The organism is Streptomyces sp. NRRL S-1022 (assembly GCF_000720135.1).
Classification (GTDB): Bacteria; Actinomycetota; Actinomycetes; order Streptomycetales; family Streptomycetaceae; genus Streptomyces.
On sequence record NZ_JOIU01000008.1, the window covers coordinates 133,666 to 152,822 of the forward strand.

Sequence of the window (19,157 nt, forward strand, 5' to 3'; positions counted from 1 at the left end):
GTGCACATCCGCACGTGTGCACCCGCACCCTTACCAGCTGATTCGGCCTCTCACGCCCAGCCGAGAGGTCGCCGAGCAGCCGGCTGGCTGAGACAACCTCTGAGGAGACTGTGCTGTGACCGGGTTCAAGACGACCGGCGAGAAGAAGATGATGTTCTTCTCCGGCCGCGCCCACCCCGAGCTTGCCGAGGAGGTCGCCCAGCAGTTGGGTGTCGGGGTCGTCCCGACGAAGGCCTTCGACTTCGCCAACGGTGAGATCTACGTCCGCTACCAGGAGTCGGCGCGTGGTGCGGACTGCTTCCTGATCCAGAGCCACACGGCTCCGATCAACAAGTGGATCATGGAGCAGCTGATCATGATCGACGCGCTGAAGCGTGCGTCGGCTCGTTCCATCACGGTGATCGTGCCGTTCTACGGTTACGCGCGGCAGGACAAGAAGCACCGGGGTCGTGAACCGATTTCGGCGCGTCTGATCGCGGATCTGATGAAGACGGCGGGTGCGGACCGCATCCTGACGGTGGATCTGCACACGGATCAGATCCAGGGTTTCTTCGACGGTCCGGTGGACCACCTGTTCGCGCTGCCGCTGCTGGCGGACTACGTGGGCAAGAAGGTGGACCGGGAGAAGCTGACGGTGGTGTCGCCGGACGCGGGCCGGGTGCGGGTGGCGGACCGGTGGTGCGACCGGCTCGGTGCGCCGCTGGCGATCGTGCACAAGCGGCGTGACAAGGACGTGGCGAACCAGGTGACGGTCCACGAGGTCGTGGGCGAGGTCAAGGGCCGGGTGTGTGTGCTGGTCGACGACATGATCGACACGGGTGGCACGATCTGTGCGGCGGCGGACGCGCTGTTCGCGCACGGTGCGGAGGACGTCATCGTGACGGCGACGCACGGTGTGCTGTCGGGTCCGGCGGCCGACCGGCTGAAGAACTCGCGGGTGAGTGAGTTCGTGTTCACGAACACGCTGCCGACGCCGGCGGAGCTGGGCCGGGATCTGGACAAGATCACGGTGCTGTCGATCGCTCCGACGATCGCGAGTGCGGTGCGTGAGGTGTTCGAGGATGGTTCGGTGACCAGCCTCTTCGACGAGCAGTGAGGTTTCTGCACCTCGTGCTGCACCCGGTGCTGCACCCCCTGCTCCACCCTTGAGTTGATCGTTTTGGGTACGGCCTCCCCCTCCGAGTAGACTGCTGCAGTTGCTCGGCGAGGGAGGCCGTACTCGTGTACGGCGGTCCGTTATCGACGCGCTCTTCGTAGCAGGCCGTTCGTGGCCGGGTGACCACGTCCGTTCCAAGATCTACGAGGAGTGATCCACATGTCCGAGGTGAAGCTCAGCGCCGAGACGCGCACCGAGTTCGGCAAGGGTGCCGCGCGCCGTATCCGTCGTGACAGCAAGGTGCCGGCCGTTCTGTACGGCCACGGCTCCGACCCGCTGCACCTGACCCTGCCGGGCCACGAGCTGCTGCTGGCGCTGCGTACGCCGAACGTCCTGATCTCCCTGGACATCGACGGCAAGACCAACGAGCTGGCGATTCCGAAGGCCGTGCAGCGCGACCCGCTGAAGGGCTTCCTGGAGCACGTCGACCTCCAGCTGGTCAAGCGGGGCGAGAAGGTCACGGTCGAGATCTTCGTCCACACCGAGGGCGAGCTGGCGCCGGGCGGCAACCTGCTGGAGCACGTTCTGAACGCGCTGCCGGTGGAGACCGAGGCCACGCACATCCCCGAGTCGGTCACCGTCTCCGTCGAGGGCCTGGAGGCCGGTGCCTCCATCCTCGCCAAGGACATCCCCCTCCCCTCCGGCACCACGCTGGCCGTCGAGGAGGACACGGTCGTCCTGCAGGTCCTGTCCGCCCAGGCCGAGGAGACCGAGGGCGAGGGCGAAGAGGCCGCCGAGGCCTGATCCTCGCCGTCGTCATCAGCTGATCAGCCGCTGCTTCCCTCGCGGGGGGCGGCGGCTGGCGCGTATCAAGGAGACATGGACGTGACCACCCCCGCCAGTGATCCCTGGCTGATCGTCGGGCTCGGCAATCCCGGGCCGGAGTACGCCAAGAACCGGCACAATGTCGGCTTCATGGTGGCCGACCTGCTCGCGGAGCGGATCGGGGGGAAGTTCAAGCGGGCGGGGAAGGCGCAGGCGCAGGTGCTGGAGGGGCGGATCGGTCCGGCGGGGCCGGGGAGCCGCCGGGTGGTCCTGGCGAAGCCGATGTCGTACATGAACCTGTCCGGTGGTCCGGTGAACGCGCTGAGGGACTTCTACAAGGTGCCGGTGGGCAACATCGTGGCGGTCCATGACGAGCTGGACATCGACTACGGCACGCTGCGGCTGAAGCTGGGCGGCGGTGACAACGGGCACAACGGTCTGAAGTCGATGACGAAGGCGATGGGGCCGGACTACCACCGGGTGCGGTGCGGGATCGGCCGGCCGCCGGGCCGGATGCAGGTGGCGGACTTCGTGCTGAAGGACTTCTCGTCGGCGGAGCGCAAGGAGCTGGACTGGTTCGTGGACCGGGCGGCGGACGCGGTGGAGGCCCTGGTGACGGAGGGGCTGGAGCGGGCGCAGAGCACGTACAACTCCTGAGGGTGCGGGGTGTCGTACAACTGCTGACTTGTCCGCCCAGGTCGCTCGGCGGAGTTGACCGGCCGTAGGGGTATGGCCAATGATCCCGGCCATGCCTGCCACCGCCCGTACCGCTCGTCAGGCGTCCGTGTCCGCGTTGCGGCTCGGGCGGGTCGCGACGATGGGTGCGCTCGCCGCGCTGATCCTGTTCGCCGGTGTGTGGGGTTCCTGGGGGACCGCGCAGCACGTGATGCTGACCAAGGGGCGCGAGCGGGGCACGGTCCGGGTGACGGGGTGCGCGCAGGATGTGTGCACCGGTCCGTTCACGCCGGCGTCGGCGGGGGCGGGTGCCCGGGCGCGGGTGGAGATCGAGCAGTCGGTCGCGGTGCGTGCGGGGGCGACGTACGACGTGGTCCTCAAGCCCGGCAGCGGGGAGGCGGTGCGGTCCGGCCCGGCGGGGGTCCTGTACGCCTGGGTGCCGCTGGGCGGGGCGCTGCTGCTGGCCGCGGTGGTGGTCGCGGGCGGGATGCGGCTGGTGCGGCCGGCGTGGGTGCTGGGGCTGGCCGGTGCGGGACTGCTGACGGCGGTGTTCGTGGCGTTGCAGTGACGTGGAGACGTGAGGAAGGGCGGTGCCCCCGGGGTCGTACGACTCCGGGGGCACCGTTCGTTGCGGCGGATCGGCCGGTGTGGCGCGGGTCAGCCGGTGTTGCGCAGGCCGGCCGCCACGCCGTTGACGGTGAGGAGCAGGGCGCGGGAGAGCAGCGGGTCGGGGCTGACGCCGGCCGCCGCGGCGTCGCGCTGCCGCTTGAGCAGGGCGACCTGGAGGTAGGAGATCGGGTCCAGGTAGGCGTCGCGGATGGCGAAGGTCTGCTTCAGGACGGGCTGGGCGTCGAGGAGTTCGTTCTCGCCGGTGACGCGCAGGACCTCGCGGACGGTCAGCTCGTGTTCGGCCCTGATGGTGTCGAAGACGTGCTTGAGCTCGTCGGGGACGAGGGTGTCGACGTAGTGCTGGGCGATGCGCAGGTCGGTCTTGGCGAGGGTCATCTCGACGTTGGAGATGAAGTTGCGGAAGAAGTGCCACTGTTCGTGCATCTCGCCGAGCACGGTGTCCAGGCCGGTTTCCCGCAGCGCCTTGAGGCCGGAACCGACGCCGAACCAGCCGGGCACGATCTGCCGGGACTGGGTCCAGCCGAACACCCACGGGATGGCGCGCAGACCGTCGAGCGAGACGCCCGAGCCGGGGCGGCGGGAGGGCCGCGAGCCCAGGTGCAGCTCGGCGAGCTGGTCGACGGGCGTGGAGGCGAGGAAGTACGTCGGCAGGTCGGGGTCCTCGACCAGGCGGCGGTAGGCGGCGTGGGCGGCGTCGGAGACGACGTCCATGGCCGCGTCCCAGCGGGCGAGGGCCTCGTCGGACTGGCGGGGTGCGGTGTGCAGGGCGGACGCCTGGAGGGTGGCGGCGACCGTCAGCTCAAGGTTCTCCCGGGCGAGGGAGGGGATCAGGTACTTGTCGGAGATGACCTCGCCCTGCTCGGTGACCTTGATCTCGCCCTCCAGGGTGCCCCAGGGCTGGGCGAGGATGGCGTCGTGGGAGGGGCCGCCGCCGCGGCCGACGGTGCCGCCGCGGCCGTGGAAGAGGCGCAGCCGGACGCCGTAGCGGTGGGCGACGTCGCGCAGCCGGCGCTGGGCGCGGTGGATCTCCCACTGGCTGGTGGTGATGCCGCCGAACTTGGAGGAGTCGGAGTAGCCGAGCATGACCTCCTGGACGTCGCCGCGCAGCGCGACCAGGCGCCGGTAGGACGGGTCGGAGAGCATGTCCTCCAGGATGGTGTCGGCTGCCTTGAGTTCGTCCGTGGTCTCCAGGAGGGGGACGATGCCGATCTTCGCCCAGCCGGCGTGCAGGTCGAGGAGGCCGGCCTCGCGGGCGAGGACGGCGGCGGCGAAGACGTCGTCGGCGCCCTGGCACATGGAGATGATGTAGGACTCGATGACCTCGGGGCCGAAGACCTCCAGGGCCTTCTTGACGGTCTGGAAGACGCCGAGGGTCTTCTGCGCGGCGGCGTCGACGGGGGCCGGGGTGGGGGCGAGCGGCCTTCTGGAGCGCAGTTCCTTGGCGAGGAGCTTGGCCCGGTACTCGCGGGGCATGTCGGCGTAGCGCCAGGACTCCTCGCCGAGGCGGTCGAAGAGCTGGCCGAGGGCGTGGTGGTGGGCGTCGGCGTGTTCGCGGACGTCCATGGTGGCGAGCTGGAGGCCGAAGGCGGCCAGGGTGCGGATGGTGCGGGTGAGGCGGCCGTCGGCGAATAGGCCGCCGCGGTGCTCGCGCAGGGAGGTCTGGATGATCTTGAGGTCCGCGAGCAGTTCGGCGGTGCCGAGGTAGTCGCGGCCGGCCTCGTGGGGGGTGCCCTTGGCGAGGCGCTGCTTGGTGTTCTCCAGCTTCTGCCGGATGCAGGTGGCCTTGAGCCGGTAGGGCTCCTCGGCGTTGAGGCGCTTGTAGCGGGGGCTGATCTCGGGGAGCAGCTCCAGGTCGGCCTTGAGGGAGTCGAGCAGTTCCTCGGTGGCTCCGGCGTAGCGGATGGAGTTGGAGAGCAGTCCGCGCAGCTCGTCGATCGTCTCCAGGGCGTCGTTGATGCCGTGCTCGTGCTGGAGGATGAGGACGTCCCAGGTCACCTGGGGGGTGACGTTGGGGTTGCCGTCGCGGTCGCCGCCGATCCAGGTGCCGAAGGTCAGCGGGCGGGTCTCGTCGGGCAGCTGGACGCCGACGCGCTCCAGTTCCGCCGTGAGGTCCTCCAGGACGTCACCGACCGCTTCGGCGTGCAGTTCGTCCAGGTAGTAGATGGCGTTGCGGGCTTCGTCGGCGGGTTCGGGGCGTACGACGCGCAGCTCGTCGGTCTGCCAGACGAGGTCGATGTTCTCGGCGAGGCGGACGTCGTGGCGGCGGCGGTCGGATTCCAGGACGGGGGTGTCCAGGAGTGCGGCGATGCGCCGGAGCTTGTTGAGGACGGACCGGCGGGCGGCCTCGGTGGGGTGTGCGGTGAAGACCGGGCGGACGTTGAGGTTGCGGACGGTCTGCCGCAGGTGCTCGGGGTCGGCGTCCTTGAGCCGGTCGGCGGTGCGGGAGAGCAGGCCGCCCTCGGCCGCGCGCCGGGCGCGCAGCTCGCGTCCGCGGTGCACCTGTTCGGTGATGTTGGCAAGGTGGAAGTAGGTGGAGAAGGCGCGGACCAGCTTGGCCGCGGTCTCCAGTTCGGTGCCTCGCAGCAGCTCGGCAGCGGCCTCGCCGTCCTCGCGGGTGAGGCGGCGGACCTTCTCGACCAGGTCGAGGAGTTCGGGCCCTTCTTGCCGGACGAGGGTCTCCCCCAGGAGATCGCCCAGCCGGCGGATGTCGGCGCGCAGCTCGCTGCTGGTCGTGGTGGTCTGGTCGTCGGCACTGCTCACAGGTGCGGCTCCTTGCAGTGTTGAAGCTCGTCTGGGAGGGGAACCCGGCCGGCTGCCAGGCGGCGGGGGCGCCGCATACGGGCCGGTGCGTCCGGGAAGGAAACTTCAGCGGACCGCGCTGTCCGACCGAGTCCAAGGATAGGTGGCCATGTGGACGCGCAAGGTCTGGGGCTCTTGCCGCCGCACATCTCGCTGCCATACTTACGACGCCGTAGGTTACGGAGCCGTAGGGAAGTACCGCCGAGTCCTGTCCGGTCCCGGCGGTACGGCATCTGTCTCGACCCTCGACCCCACAGGGGACGCGCATGACCTCAAGTTCCGATGTGATCGAAGAAGCCCGTACGGCCACCGACACACCCCCTCATTCCGCCACGCTGGGCGGCGAGCAGAAGCGTTCGATCGAACAGATCACCTTGCTCCTGTTCATCGTCGTGCCCTTCGTGGCACTCGTGGCGGCCGTGCCGCTGGCCTGGGGCTGGGGGGTGAGCTGGCTCGATCTGGGCCTGCTGGTCTTCTTCTACTTCCTCGGGTGCCACGGCATCACCATCGGTTTCCACCGGTATTTCACGCACGGTTCGTTCAAGGCCAGGCGGCCGCTCCGGATCGCGCTGGCGATCATGGGCTCGATGGCGGTCGAGGGCCCGTTGGTGCGCTGGGTGGCCGATCACCGCAAGCACCACAGGTTCTCCGACGCCGAGGGCGATCCGCACTCCCCCTGGCGGTTCGGGGAGACGCTTCCGGCACTGATGAAGGGCCTGTGGTGGGCCCACATCGGCTGGATGTTCGACGAGGAGCAGACCCCGCAGGAGAAGTACGCGCCGGACCTGGTCAAGGACAAGGCGATCCGGGCGATCTCCCGCCAGTTCGTCCTGTGGACGGCCCTGTCGCTGGGGCTGCCGCCGCTGATCGGCGGTCTGGTGACGATGTCCTGGTGGGGCGCGTTCACCGCGTTCTTCTGGGGTTCACTCGTCCGGGTGGCGTTGCTGCACCACGTGACGTGGTCGATCAACTCGATCTGTCACGCGGTGGGCAAGCGGCCGTTCAAGTCGCGGGACCGCTCGGGCAACGTGTGGTGGCTGGCGGTGCTGTCCTGCGGGGAGTCCTGGCACAACCTGCACCATGCCGACCCGACCTCGGCGCGGCACGGTGTGATGCGCGGGCAGATCGACTCCTCGGCCCGGTTCATCCGCTGGTTCGAGCTGCTGGGCTGGGCGTACGACGTGCGCTGGCCGTCACGCTCGCGTATCGATTCGCGCCGTAACACCGCGGAAGGCGGTTCCCGGCGCCGGAAGGAGCCTGCCGAGGCGGCATGATTGACGCCGTGGCGACCGATCCGAGCAGCAATACAGGCAACGACAAGCAGCGGCGGACCCGCCGGACCCGTATGACCGGTGCCGAGCGCCGCCAGCAGTTGCTGGAGATCGGTCGCACCCTGTTCGCGGCGAAGGGCTTCGAGGGCACTTCGGTGGAGGAGATCGCGGCGAAGGCCGGGGTGTCCAAGCCGGTGGTGTACGAGCACTTCGGCGGCAAGGAGGGGCTGTACGCGGTGGTGGTGGACCGCGAGATGCGGCGCCTGCTGGACATGGTGACCGGTTCGCTGACCGCCGGCCATCCCCGCGAGCTGTGCGAACAGGCGGCGTTCGCGCTGCTGGACTACATCGAGGAGTACACGGACGGCTTCCGGATCCTGGTCCGCGACTCCCCCATCCCGCAGTCCACGGGGTCCTTCGCCTCGCTGATCTCGGACATCGCCACGCAGGTGGAGGACATCCTGGGCCGCGAGTTCAAGAGCCGCGGCTTCGACCCCAAGCTGGCCCCGCTCTACGCCCAGGCCCTGGTCGGCATGGTCGCCCTGACCGGCCAGTGGTGGCTGGACGTGCGCCGTCCGAAGAAGGCGGAGGTGGCGGCCCACCTGGTGAACCTGGCGTGGCACGGCCTGGACGGGCTGGAGCCGAAGCCGCGGCTGATAGGGCACCGCAAGGCCTGACGCGGCCGCCTGCTCCTGCCCCCGCCGCTACGCCGGTTTCCGTGCGACGACGAACAGCCGGCGGAACGGCAGGACCGTGCCGTAGGGGGCGCTCGGGTAGGCCGCGCGGAGCAGTTCGCGGTACTCGGCGAGGAAGGCGTCGCGGGCGCCGGGGTCGTCGGCGAGGGCGGTCAGGGCGGGCCGCAGGCCGGTGCCCTTGACCCAGTCGAGCACCGGGTCCGGGCCGGTCAGGACGTGGAGGTACGTCGTCTGCCACACGTCGGCCGTGCAGCCCAGCCGGGTGAGGCGGTCCAGGTAGGTGCCGGGGGCGGGCACCGAATCGGTGCCGCGCAGGACCCCGGCGAGGCGGTCGCGCCACCGGGGTGTGCCGGCGAGATCGCGCATGAGGGTGTGCAGCGGGGCGTCGATGTTGTCCGGTACCTGGAAGGCGAGGGTGCCGCCGGGGCGCAGGCCGGCGATCCAGTCGGGGAAGCGGTCGGCGTGGCCCGGCACCCATTGCAGGGTGGCGTTGGAGACGATCAGGTCGTGCGGCTCGGCGGGCGTCCATGTGCGGACGTCGGCGGGGGCGAAGTCGAGGTGACCGCCGCCGGCCGTCGGTCCCTCGTGGTCGACGTGGGCCTTGTCGAGCATCTCGGGCGAGTTGTCGTAGCCGGTGATGCGGGCGGTGGGCCAGCGCTCCGCGAGCAGGGCGGTGACGTTGCCGGGGCCGCAGCCGAGGTCGGCGATGCGGGGCCGGTCGCCGGGCAGTGCGGGGACGCGGGCGAGGAGGTCGGCGAAGGGGCGGCCCCGGTGGCCGGCGTGGCGGAGGTACTGGGCGGGATCCCAGGCGGGCGTCGTCATGCCCCTCACTCTCCACCGACACTTCTCTCGACGTCAAGAGACTCGACATCAAGAGACTTCATGTCGACACAACCACTACACTGATCTCCATGGAGGACGAGGTCGATCGGCTGGTCGCAGCGTGGCGCCGGGAGCGTCCGGACCTCGACGTGGAGCCGCTGGAAGTGCTCAGCCGGGTGAGCCGACTCGCCCGGCACCTCGACCGCGCCCGCCGGCTCGCCTTCTCCGAGCACCAGCTGGAGCCCTGGGAGTTCGACGTGCTGACCGCGCTGCGGCGCGCGGGCACGCCGTACCAGCTCTCCCCCGGCCAGCTGCTGACGCAGACCCTGGTCACCTCGGGCACGATGACCAACCGCATCGACCGGCTGGCCAAGAAGGGGCTGGTGGAGCGGCTGCCCGACCCGAGCGACCGGCGCGGTGTGCTGGTCCGGCTGACCGACGAGGGCAGGGACCGCGCGGACCAGGCGCTGGCCGGCCTGCTGGAGCAGGAGCGGGCCATCCTCGGCGAGCTGTCGCGCGCCCAGCGCGGCGAACTGGCCGGCCTGCTACGCCAGCTGACCGCCCCGTTCGACAACATCCCCGGCTAGGTCCACCGGGCCCACCCCGGCCCGCCGGGCCAGCGCGACGGCGGCCAGCGTGGAGTGGACGCCGAGCTTGCCGAGGACGTTCTGCATGTGGGTGCGGACGGTGTGCGGGGACAGGAACAGCCGCTCCGCCACGGCCTTGCGGCCGAGCCCGGCGACCATGCAGCGCAGCACCTCCCGCTCCCTCGGGGTGAGGGACTCCACCAGCCGCTCGCTCTCGGTGCGGTGCCTGCGCGCCGCCGTCAGCTCCTTGAGCACGCCGGTGAGCAGCGCGGGCGGCAGGTGGGTCTCGTCGCGCAGCACCCCCCGGATCACCGTCAGCAGCCGGGACAGCGAGCAGTCCTTGGCGACCCAGCCGCAGGCCCCGGCCTGCAGCGCGAGGGCGGCGCGGCGCGGGTCGTCCTTCTCGGCGAGGACGACGATCCGTACGGCGGGCTGGGCGGCGCGTACCCCGGTGACCAGGGAGATCCCGTCGACCAGCCCCTCCTCGTCCCCTTCCTGCACGGGTACGGCCGGGCGGACGCCGGGCAGGTTGCCGCCCAGGTCGGCGTCGACCAGGAGCACGTCGTAACGGCGGCCCTCCGTGGCGGCGCGTTCCAGGCAGCGCAGTGCGGCCGGGCCGCTGCCTGCGGCGAAGACGTCGACGTCGGGCTCGGCCGCCAGGGCCGCGGCGAGCGACTCGGCGAAGATGCGGTGGTCGTCCACGACCAGGACTCGGATACGAACCACGAAACCCCCTCCCCCAGGCTCCGCGTGGAGCAGGGGATACCAAGGTCCGGAAAGCTCCGGAACAGGCAGGCCCGGAAAAACGCCCGGAGACGGATGGGAGGACGACGACGACGCGGGTACGGCACCCGCGGACAGGAACGCGCGCCGCACGGCCGCCGCCGTTGCGGACACTGCTACCCCCACCGCGGGTGTCGTACCCGCCTGTCTCGCCCCCTGAGCGGCACCGGCCCCCACCGGTGCTGTTCCTCAGAGTACGGACGGGAGCACGGAGCGGAAGCGGATTTGCAGAACTGGCCGTCCGACGCGTTTATGGTGTGCCACATGTTTCGTATTGAGGCGGAAGTCGACAAAGCGCGACGGGATCTGCTCCGCTCGCTGCTGCGGGACACCAACACGGCGGCGTCCCCGGTCCTCGCCGCGCTGCGCGGCACGCCCGGCGAACGCGAAGTGCCGCTCCACGTCTGGGCGCTGGACCCCGCCGGCGGCCTGGCGGGCGGTCTGGTCGGCCACACCTGGACGACCTGGCTGCACGTCACCTACCTGTGGACCGACCCCCGCCACCGCGGCACGGGCCTCGGCACCCGTCTCCTCGCCGAGGCCGAACACCTCGCCACCACCCGCGGCTGCACCGCCTCCCGCCTGGAGACCTGGGACTTCCAGGCCCCGGCCTTCTACCGGAAACGGGGCTACGAGGTCGTCGGCACGATCCCGGACTACCCACCCGGTGTCACGGAGTACATCCTGACCAAGCGGCTGGACTGACGGGGGCTCGTCCCGCGCGGGCGACGCGACCGGCCCCGCGCACGGGCGTCGTGCGCGGGGCCGGTCGGGGTGGTGGGGGGGCGGGGGTCAGCTCAGTCGGCGTGCGCCCGCCGCCGGTACCGCCTCGAAGACCCGCGGTGCCTTGCAGGCCGCCGCCGCGAAGGCCTCCTCGACGGCTTTGGTGAGGGTGTCGACCTCGGTGGCCTCGGCCAGGACGATGGCCGACCCGCCGAAGCCGCCGCCGGTCATGCGGGCGCCCAGGGCGCCGTGCGCGAGGGCGGTGTCGACGACCAGGTCCAGCTCCGGGCAGGAGATGCGGAAGTCGTCGCGGAGGGAGGCGTGGCCCTCGGTGAGGACCGGGCCGATCGCCCGGGTGTCGCCGGCCCGCAGGAGGGCGACGGTGCGTTCGACGCGTTCGTCCTCCGTGACCACGTGGCGGACCAGGCGGACGACCTCCTCCTCGTCGCCGAGGCGGGCCAGGGCCGCGTCCAGGCCGTCGTACGGGATGTCCCGCAGGGCGTCGACGCCGAGCAGGGCCGCGCCCTTCTCGCAGCCGGCCCGGCGCTTGCCGTACTCGCCGCCGCTGTGGGCGTGCTTGACCTGGGTGTCCACGACCAGCAGGCGCAGGCCCTCGGCCGCGAGGTCGAAGGGGATCTGCTGCTGGGACAGGTCGCGGGTGTCGAGGAACAGCGCGTGCCCCGGCTCGCAGCAGGCCGACGCGGTCTGGTCCATGATGCCGGTCGGGGCGCCCACGTAGACGTTCTCGGCGCGCTGGCACAGGCGGGCCAGCTTCCAGCGCTGCAGGCCGAGGTCGTACAGGTCGTTGAGCGCCAGGGCGACCACGACCTCCAGTGCCGCGGACGAGGACAGGCCGGCGCCCGTCGGCACCGTGGAGGCGAGGTGGATGTCGGCGCCGGTGACCGGATGGCCCGCCTCGCGCAGGGCCCAGACCACCCCCGCCGGGTACGCCGTCCACTCCCGGTCGCTCTCCGGGGCGAGGGCGTCCAGCCGCAGCTCGGTGATCCGCGCGGCCCCGCCGTCGATGTCCGCGGAAGTCAGCCGCAGGAGCCCGTCGGTGCGGCGGGAGACCGCCGCGAGCGCCTGGTGCGGCAGCGCGAACGGCATGACGAAGCCGTCGTTGTAGTCGGTGTGCTCGCCGATCAGGTTGACCCGGCCGGGCGCCGCCCACACGCCCTCCGGCTGCGCCCCGTACAGCTCGGCGAAGCGTCCGGCGACCTGTTGTGCCCCCACTAGTGCTCCCTCGTGATGCTCTGCGCGAACTCCCACGCGTCCGCGACGATGCCCGCGAGATCCGCGCGGGTCGGGTTCCAGCCCAGTTTCTCGCGGGCGGTGTCCGCGGCGGCGACCAGGACGGCCGGGTCGCCGCCCCGGCGCGGGGCGGCCACCTCGGGGATCGGGTGGCCGGTGACCTCGCGGACGGTCTCGATGACCTCGCGGACGGAGAAGCCGTTGCCGTTGCCCAGGTTGCAGATCAGGTGCTCGCCCGGCCGCGCGGCCGTCAGGGCCAGCAGGTGGGCGTCGGCCAGGTCGGCGACGTGGATGTAGTCGCGGACGCAGGTGCCGTCGGGGGTCGGGTAGTCGTCACCGTAGACCGAGATCGCCTCGCGGCGGCCCTGGGCGACCTGGAGGACCAGCGGGATCAGGTGCGACTCGGGGTCGTGCCGCTCGCCGAACGCGCCGTACGCGCCGGCCACGTTGAAGTAGCGCAGGGACACCGCGGCCAGTCCGTGGGCGGCCGCCTCGCTGGTGATCATGTGGTCGACGGCGAGCTTGGTGGCGCCGTAGGGGCTGGTGGGCCGGGTCGGCGCGGTCTCCCGGATCGGGGTCTGCTCCGGCTCGCCGTAGGTGGCCGCGGTGGAGGAGAACACCAGCGTGCCCACGCCGGCCTCGCGCATCGCGGCGAGCAGCGCCATGCTGCCGCCGACGTTGTTCTCCCAGTACTTCTCCGGCTTCACCACCGACTCGCCGACCTGCGAGAACGCGGCGAAGTGCAGCACGCCGTCGAAAGAGGCGTCGAGCCACTTGGCGGCGTCGCGGATGTCGCCCTCGACGAAGGCCGCGCCGGCCGGGACGCCCGCGCGGAAGCCGGTGGAGAGGTTGTCGAGGACCGTGACCTCGTGGCCGGCCTCCAGCAGATGCTGGGCCACGACACTGCCGACGTATCCCGCGCCACCCGTCACCAGGTACTTCATGAACTCGCTACCTCTCGCAGTCGCTCGGCCGCGCGCTCCGGCGGCACGTCGTTGATGAACACGTTCATGCCGGACTCGGAACCCGCGAGAAACTTCAGCTTGCCGGAAGTACGGCGGATGGTGAAAAGCTCAAGGTGGAGCGCGAAGTCGTCGCGCGTCACCCCGTCGAACTCCTCCAGCGCGCCGAACGGGGCCTGGTGCCAGGCCGCGATGTACGGCGTCGGAGGCTCACCCTCGCCGAAGATACGGTCGAAGCGCCTCAAGAGTTCCAGATAGACCTGGGGGAATTCTGTGCGCGCGGCCTCGTCGAGCGCGAGCAGGTCGGGCACGCGGCGCTTGGGGTACAGGTGGACCTCGTACGGCCAGTGCGCCGCGTACGGCACGAAGGCCGCCCAGTGTTCACCCTCAAGGACGACCCGCTCACCGGCGAGTTCCCGCTCCAGGACGGCGTCGAACAGGTTCTCCCCGCCGGTGGCCTCCTTGTGGGCGGCGAGCGAGCGGAGCATCAGCGCGGTGCGCGGGGTGGTGAAGGGGTAGGCGTAGATCTGTCCGTGCGGGTGGCCCAGGGTCACGCCGATCTCGGCACCGCGGTTCTCGAAACAGAACACCTGCTCGACGGAGGGCAGATGCGACAGCTCCGACGTGCGGTCGGTCCACGCGTCCAGCACCAGCCGCGCCTGCTCCTCGCCGAGGCCGGCGAAGGAGGCGTCGTGGTCGGAGGTGAAGCAGACCACCTCGCAGCGGCCGGAGTCGCCGGCGAGGGAGGGGAACCGGTTCTCGAAGACGACGACGTCGTAGGAGGAGTCCGGGATCTCGCTCAGCCGGTCGCCGCGCGTCGGGCACAGGGGGCATTCGTCGGCCGGCGGGTGGTAGGTGCGGCCCTGGCGGTGCGAGGCGACGGCGACACGGTCGCCGAGCAGCGGGTCGCGGCGGATCTCGGACGTGGTGACCGTACGGTCCAGCGGGCGCCGGTCGGCCGCGTCGCGGACCGTGTCGTCCCGAAGGTCGTAGTAGATCAGCTCACGACCGTCGGCCAGCCGGGTCGAGGTCTTCTTCACGCCGGACTCCTTGTTCAGCCCCGAAGGGTGTGTCCGCACCCAATCACTCAACACAATCAAACATAACAGACCACAACTCCACAACCGCTCGGTCGATCACAATCAAACAAAGAACACCAGCTGAAGTGTTCAAATAACGAACACGGCGGCGTAGGTTCCGCTCTGGATCAGTTCGCGCAACGAAGCGAGTTCTCATGCAAACCCCCACAGACGCCCCCACCTATCTGGCGGCGGAGCTACGACTCCCCACCAACTGGCTGGACTACACGATCCTGGCGATCTACTTCGTCGTCGTCCTCGGCATCGGCTTCGCCGCCCGGCGCTCCGTGAAGACCAGCCTCGACTTCTTCCTCTCCGGACGCTCGCTGCCCGCGTGGATCACCGGCCTCGCCTTCATCTCGGCGAACCTCGCGGCCACCGAGATCCTCGGCATGGCCGCCAACAGCGCCCAGTACGGCGCCTACACCGTCCACTGGTACTGGATCGGCGCCATCCCCGCCATGGTCTTCCTCGGCCTGGTGATGATGCCCTTCTACTACGGCAGCAAGGTCCGCTCGGTCCCCGAGTTCCTGCTGCTGCGCTTCGACCGGGCCGCCCACCTGCTCAGTTCGATCCTGTTCGCGTTCGCCGCCATCCTGATCGCGGGCGTCAACCTCTACGCCCTCGCGATCGTCGTCGAGGCCCTGCTCGGCTGGCCGCAGTGGGTCGCCATCGTCGTCGCCGGCGCGTTCGTGCTCGCGTACATCACCCTGGGCGGTCTGTCCTCGGCGATCTACAACGAGGTGCTCCAGTTCTTCGTGATCCTGGCCGCGCTCATCCCGATCACGATCCTCGGCCTGAAGAAGGTCGGCGGCTGGGGCGGGCTGACCGACAAGCTCACCGCGACCCACGGCGCCGACTTCACCACGGCCTGGGGCGGGACCGGCATCGGGCACGTCAACCCGCTCGGCGCCAACTGGCTCACCATCGTCCTCGGCCTCGGCTTCGTGCTCTCCTTCGGCTACTGGACCACCAACTTCGCCGAGGTGCAGCGCGCCCTGTCCGCGAAGAACCTCTCCGCCGGCCAGCGGACCCCGCTGATCGCCGCCTACCCGAAGATCTTCATCGTCTTCCTGGTGATGATCCCGGGCCTGGTCGCCGCCGCGCTGATCCCGAGGTTCGGCACCGCCGGCTCCGGCTACCAGTACAACGACGCCATCCCCTTCCTGATGCAGGAGCTGCTGCCCAACGGTGTGCTCGGCATCGCCGTCACCGGTCTGCTGGCGGCCTTCATGGCGGGCATGGCGGCGAACGTGTCGTCGTTCAACACCGTGTTCACCAACGACATCTGGGCCAAGTACGTGGTGCGCGGCCGCGAGGACGCCTACTACGTGCGGTTCGGCCGCCTGATCACCGCGGTCGGCGTCTGCGCCTCCGTCGGCACGGCGTTCCTGGCGTCCTCGTTCTCGAACATCATGAGCTACCTCCAGACGCTCTTCTCCTTCTTCAACGTGCCGATGTTCGTCGTCTTCATCGTCGGCATGTTCTGGAAGCGCGCGTCGGCCAAGTCCGGCTTCTGGGGCCTGCTCGCGGGCACCGTCACCGCGATGGTCAACTACTTCGTGCTCTACAAGAAGGGCATCATCTCGATCCCCACCGACCAGGGCGCCAACTTCGTCTCCGCGATCGCGGGCTTCGTCGCCGGCGCGGTCGTGATGGTCGCGGTCTCCCTGTTCACCAAGCCGAAGCCGGCGGAAGAGCTGCAGGGCCTGGTCTACGGCACCCGCTCCCCCGGCATGTCCGAACCGCCCGCCGAGGGCGACGACGCCTGGTACCGCAAGCCGGCCCTGCTGGGCTGGGGCGCGGTCGTGCTGGCCGCCGCCTGCTACATCCCGTTCTCGTTCTGACGCGGGAGGATCGAGGAAACCATGACCGAGCATCCTGAGCAGCCGCGCCGTCCGCTGCACTACACAGAGGAAGACGTCCAGCGGGAGGTCTCCGAGCTCCAGACCAAGTCCGCGACCGCGGCCCGCATCTTCGACCTGCGCCGCATCATCGGCGGACTCTTCGTGCTCTACGGCGTCATCGTCACGATCACCGGGATCACCGACTCCCAGGCCGCGATCGACAAGGCCGAGGGCGTCAACATCAACCTGTGGACCGGGATCGGCATGCTGCTGCTGGGCATCTTCTTCCTGGCTTGGCTGAAGCTGCGGCCCACACCCCCGCCGCTTCCTCCGGAGGGTGTGCCGGAGGAAGGGCCGGGCGAGTGACGCCGGCACCGGTACCACCGGGCCGGTAGCGCCGCAGGGGTGCGGGCCGCCGCCCGGCCGCGGGTGCGCGGGGGCTGGGCGCACATTTCCCCGCGCCCCTTCGGGGCGCTACCGCGGGCCGGGGTGCATGGGGCCGGCGCGGTCCAGCAGGCCCGTTCTCGCCGCCAGGGCCGCCGCCTCCAGCCGGGAGCCCACGCCCAGCTTCATCAGGACCCGCTGGACATGGGTGCGTGCGGTGCTCGGGGCGATGCCCATGCCCGCCGCGATCCGCCGGGTGTCCTCGCCGTCGGCGACCCGGACCAGCACCTCCACCTCACGCGGTGTCAGCATCTCCAGCAGCCGCTGCGCCTCGTCGTCGGGCTGCGCCACCGGGTTCAGCAGCTCGCCGAACGCGTCCTGGAGCAGCAGCGGAGCCACGGCGGCCTCCCCGGCCCTGGCCTTCATGATGGCCCGCTCGACCCCCTCGATCCGCTCGTCGTGCCGCACGTACCCCGACGCGCCCGCGGCGAAGGCCGCCGCGATCCCGCGCGGCGACGGCACCGGGCCGAGCACCAGCACCGCCACCTGCGGACGCTCCCGCTTGATCTTCACCACCGGGTCGAAGACCCCCGGCTCGGCCGGCGCCGCCGTACCCAGCAGACACACCTCGGGCGCCCGCGCGATCACCAGATCCGCCGCGCCCGCGGCCGGCGCCGCCGCCGCGACGACCCGGTGCCCGCGCAGCTTGAGCGCCGACGCCAGCGCCTCCGCGAGCAGCCGATGGTCGTCGACGACCATGAGCCGCACTCCCATACACCAACCCCCCAGTCCCCCCGGCACCCCCGCCCTACATGCCCCCGGAAGCTACACGCTTGTTCGACGTCGCGCTGCCCCTCTCCATGAGAAGTGCCCCGGATCGATGAAATCCGGGGCACTTCTCGGCAAGTCACTCATTCGGGCGAGACCGCGGCGTCAGCCGCCCGTGCCGAACGCCATCACGAGGTACTCCTTGCTGGACGACGACATGCCCCGCTCCTTGGCCCACACGGCGGACATGTACAGCCGGCCCTGGCCGAAGCGCAGTTCCGCGTACTCCGGCAGCAGGTTGGCCTCGGAGTCCCGTACGTCCTTCGTGGCGGGGTTCTCCAGCAGCTTCACCGCCTTGAACGAGCCGCCGTCGATGCTGACGACCTGCCCGCCCTTGTCGTACGGCGGCGCCTTGTAGGCGAGGAGGCTGCCGCCGTCGATGCGCAGCGGGGAGAACGTGTAGCCGTCGCCGGCCTCGGCGCGCTGGCCGGTGGGCTTGCCGGTCTTCAGGTCGAAGGCGACGATCTCGTTGGTCTTGCTGAACTCGGCCTTGCCGTCGTGCGCCTCGGTCGCCAGGTACAGCCTGCCGTTGCCGGCCACGACCTGCTTGCAGTCCTCGACCCGGGTGATGCCGTCGCAGCGGCCCGCGTAGGTGTCGCCGGGTGCGGAGATGCGGGCGAGCAGCGCGCCGGTCCTGCCGTCGATGGAGAAGTAGTCCGAGACGCCGCTGCCGTCGCCCGCGCTCTGGCCGACGTCGGCGGCGACCACCAGCGGGTCGGTGGAGACGATGGAGGCGTAGTCGATGCCGTCGGGCATCTTGTACTCGGAGTTCACCTTCCCGCTGGCCGGGTCGACGGTCTGGATGTGCAGCTCCGGCTCGTCGTAGTTGCCGCACTTGCGCACCGCGACCAGCCGGGTGCCGCCGCCGTACCCCTCGTCGTGGCAGGTGTCGTCCGGCTTGGGCTGCCACAGCGTCTTGCCGGACGCGATGTCGAAGGCGGCGCCGCCGTCACCGCCGCCGACGGCGACGGTGTGCTGGGCGACGGTCACGTTCGAGAAGGTGACCGGGTAGTCACCGGACTTGATCGACTTCGTCCACAGCTGCTTGCCGGAGGTGAGGTCGACGGCGGAGACCTGGCTGCAGCCCGCGGTGGAGCCCTTCGCCGGCATCTTGGGCTGGAAGGCGACCGCCGTGCGGCCGTCCTCGTCGACATGGCCGCTGGCCGCGCAGACCGGGCCGGGCAGCTTGAGCGTCCACAGCTTGGTGCCCTTGGCCGGGTCGTAGCCGACGATCTCCGCGATGCCGCTCTTGGCGTACACCGTGTCCGTCAGCCAGGAGCCCATGGTGCTGACCGTGTCGTCCGCCTTGGGCAGCGGCTCCTCGAAGAGGACCTTGCCGGCCGGGTCGGACGGCACCTTCTCCTTGCCGCCCCCGCCGGTCGTGCCGCCGGAGCCCTTGCCCTGCGAGCCGCCGGTGCCGCCGCCGGAGGAGGCGGTGGCGTGCTGCGGGTCGTCGTTGCCGGAGGACTTGGCGTACCAGATGCCGCCGCCGACGATCAGCGCGATGGCGACGACCGCCGCGACGACGATGAGCAGCGCGGTGTTGTTCCGGCCGCCGCCCGCCGCGGGCTGGGGCTGCATCGGCGCGGTCGGCGGCTGGCCCGGGTAGCCGTACCCGGGCTGCGCGCCGTGCATCGGCTGCGGGGGCTGGGCGTAGGGGTTGTGCGGCTGGGCGGCGCCGTAGCCGGGGGGCTGCTGGGCGTACGGGTTGTGCTGCGCGCCGGGGTGGCCGTATCCGGGCTGCGGGGGCTGGGCCGGTGGCTGCGGGGGCGCGGCCGGCGGGTAGCCGTAGCCCGGCTGCGGCGGCTGCGGCGGCTGGTTCGCCGGCGGCTGGTTCGGCGGGGGCGGGGGCGGTTGGTTCGGCGGGGGCGGCTGGGTCATGACGCGGATACCTCGATGA

The 19,157-nt window shown here is 70.8% G+C and carries 18 protein-coding genes; 10 read left to right on the top strand and 8 right to left on the bottom strand.

All coding sequences use genetic code 11. The annotated features are described in order from the left end of the window. Nucleotides 1–115: 115 nt before the first annotated feature. From IG05_RS0111075 to IG05_RS0111090, 4 genes are all read left to right on the top strand, one after another. Nucleotides 116–1,096: a ribose-phosphate diphosphokinase gene (locus IG05_RS0111075; RefSeq protein ID WP_030341523.1), complete on the top strand. Its 981-nt coding sequence runs from the start codon at nucleotides 116–118 to the stop codon at nucleotides 1,094–1,096. A gap of 219 nt (nucleotides 1,097–1,315) precedes the next feature. Continuing rightward, nucleotides 1,316–1,900: a 50S ribosomal protein L25/general stress protein Ctc gene (locus IG05_RS0111080; protein ID WP_030341524.1), complete on the top strand. Its 585-nt coding sequence runs from the start codon at nucleotides 1,316–1,318 to the stop codon at nucleotides 1,898–1,900. Between the two features lie 75 nt (nucleotides 1,901–1,975). Further along, nucleotides 1,976–2,578: an aminoacyl-tRNA hydrolase gene (gene pth, locus IG05_RS0111085; protein ID WP_030341525.1), complete on the top strand. Its 603-nt coding sequence runs from the start codon at nucleotides 1,976–1,978 to the stop codon at nucleotides 2,576–2,578. Between the two features lie 79 nt (nucleotides 2,579–2,657). Further along, on the top strand, nucleotides 2,658–3,164 hold the full coding sequence (locus IG05_RS0111090) for a hypothetical protein (RefSeq protein ID WP_030341526.1): 507 nt from the start codon (nucleotides 2,658–2,660) through the stop codon (nucleotides 3,162–3,164). 89 nt (nucleotides 3,165–3,253) lie between these two features. Here IG05_RS0111090 and ppc read toward each other — a convergent pair whose 3' ends face one another. Then, complete coding sequence (gene ppc, locus IG05_RS0111095) at nucleotides 3,254–5,986, bottom strand: phosphoenolpyruvate carboxylase (protein ID WP_030341527.1); 2,733 nt, start codon at nucleotides 5,984–5,986, stop codon at nucleotides 3,254–3,256. A 305-nt stretch (nucleotides 5,987–6,291) separates the two neighbouring features. On the opposite strand from ppc, the gene IG05_RS0111100 reads away from it, so the two are divergent. Both IG05_RS0111100 and IG05_RS0111105 read left to right on the top strand, forming a co-directional pair. Next, nucleotides 6,292–7,299: an acyl-CoA desaturase gene (locus tag IG05_RS0111100; protein ID WP_030341528.1), complete on the top strand. Its 1,008-nt coding sequence runs from the start codon at nucleotides 6,292–6,294 to the stop codon at nucleotides 7,297–7,299. Further along, the gene (locus tag IG05_RS0111105; RefSeq protein ID WP_030341530.1) at nucleotides 7,296–7,973 is read left to right on the top strand and encodes a TetR/AcrR family transcriptional regulator; all 678 of its coding nucleotides are present in this window, start codon (nucleotides 7,296–7,298) and stop codon (nucleotides 7,971–7,973) included. The genes IG05_RS0111100 and IG05_RS0111105 overlap by 4 nt, the downstream gene beginning before the upstream one ends. A 27-nt stretch (nucleotides 7,974–8,000) precedes the next feature. On the opposite strand, the gene IG05_RS0111110 is transcribed toward IG05_RS0111105, so the two are convergent. After that, nucleotides 8,001–8,813: a trans-aconitate 2-methyltransferase gene (locus IG05_RS0111110; RefSeq protein WP_030341531.1), complete on the bottom strand. Its 813-nt coding sequence runs from the start codon at nucleotides 8,811–8,813 to the stop codon at nucleotides 8,001–8,003. Between the two features lie 89 nt (nucleotides 8,814–8,902). Here IG05_RS0111110 and tamR point away from each other — a divergent pair, with 89 nt between their 5' ends. After that, a complete protein-coding gene (gene tamR, locus IG05_RS0111115) occupies nucleotides 8,903–9,400 on the top strand; it encodes a MarR family transcriptional regulator TamR (protein ID WP_030341533.1) in 498 nt (165 codons plus the stop codon). Here tamR and IG05_RS0111120 read toward each other — a convergent pair. Beyond that, nucleotides 9,359–10,126, bottom strand: coding sequence for a LuxR C-terminal-related transcriptional regulator (locus IG05_RS0111120; protein ID WP_030341535.1), 768 nt, complete (start codon nucleotides 10,124–10,126; stop codon nucleotides 9,359–9,361). The genes tamR and IG05_RS0111120 overlap by 42 nt on opposite strands. 321 nt (nucleotides 10,127–10,447) lie before the next feature. On the opposite strand from IG05_RS0111120, the gene IG05_RS0111125 reads away from it, so the two are divergent. Beyond that, entirely contained in the window at nucleotides 10,448–10,888 is a 441-nt protein-coding gene (locus tag IG05_RS0111125; protein WP_037813545.1) for a GNAT family N-acetyltransferase, read from the top strand. Between the two features lie 87 nt (nucleotides 10,889–10,975). On the opposite strand, the gene galK is transcribed toward IG05_RS0111125, so the two are convergent. Genes galK through galT form a run of 3 tightly spaced genes read right to left on the bottom strand, consistent with a single transcriptional unit; the run spans nucleotide 10,976 to nucleotide 14,159 of the window. Continuing rightward, complete coding sequence (gene galK / locus IG05_RS0111130; protein ID WP_030341538.1) at nucleotides 10,976–12,139, bottom strand: galactokinase; 1,164 nt, start codon at nucleotides 12,137–12,139, stop codon at nucleotides 10,976–10,978. After that, on the bottom strand, nucleotides 12,139–13,101 hold the full coding sequence (gene galE / locus IG05_RS0111135; RefSeq protein WP_030341540.1) for a UDP-glucose 4-epimerase GalE: 963 nt from the start codon (nucleotides 13,099–13,101) through the stop codon (nucleotides 12,139–12,141). Before galE ends, galK begins: the two co-directional genes overlap by 1 nt. Continuing rightward, on the bottom strand, nucleotides 13,098–14,159 hold the full coding sequence (gene galT / locus IG05_RS0111140) for a galactose-1-phosphate uridylyltransferase (protein ID WP_030341542.1): 1,062 nt from the start codon (nucleotides 14,157–14,159) through the stop codon (nucleotides 13,098–13,100). Before galT ends, galE begins: the two co-directional genes overlap by 4 nt. 194 nt (nucleotides 14,160–14,353) lie before the next feature. Between galT and IG05_RS0111145 the strand changes: the two genes are divergently transcribed. Together IG05_RS0111145 and IG05_RS0111150 are read left to right on the top strand one after the other, a co-directional pair. Further along, nucleotides 14,354–16,045: a sodium:solute symporter family protein gene (locus IG05_RS0111145; protein WP_030341543.1), complete on the top strand. Its 1,692-nt coding sequence runs from the start codon at nucleotides 14,354–14,356 to the stop codon at nucleotides 16,043–16,045. Between the two features lie 21 nt (nucleotides 16,046–16,066). After that, nucleotides 16,067–16,411 (top strand): hypothetical protein, encoded by a 345-nt coding sequence (locus IG05_RS0111150; RefSeq protein ID WP_030341545.1) that lies wholly within the window; start codon nucleotides 16,067–16,069, stop codon nucleotides 16,409–16,411. A 108-nt stretch (nucleotides 16,412–16,519) separates the two neighbouring features. Here IG05_RS0111150 and IG05_RS0111155 read toward each other — a convergent pair whose 3' ends face one another. After that, nucleotides 16,520–17,203 carry a helix-turn-helix transcriptional regulator gene (locus IG05_RS0111155; protein WP_030341547.1) on the bottom strand — a complete coding sequence of 228 codons (684 nt, stop codon included), beginning with the start codon at nucleotides 17,201–17,203 and terminating at the stop codon, nucleotides 16,520–16,522. 159 nt (nucleotides 17,204–17,362) lie between these two features. Then, nucleotides 17,363–19,138, bottom strand: a complete 1,776-nt coding sequence (locus IG05_RS0111160; protein WP_030341548.1) for a PQQ-binding-like beta-propeller repeat protein — start codon at nucleotides 19,136–19,138, stop codon at nucleotides 17,363–17,365. Nucleotides 19,139–19,157: the final 19 nt, after the last annotated feature.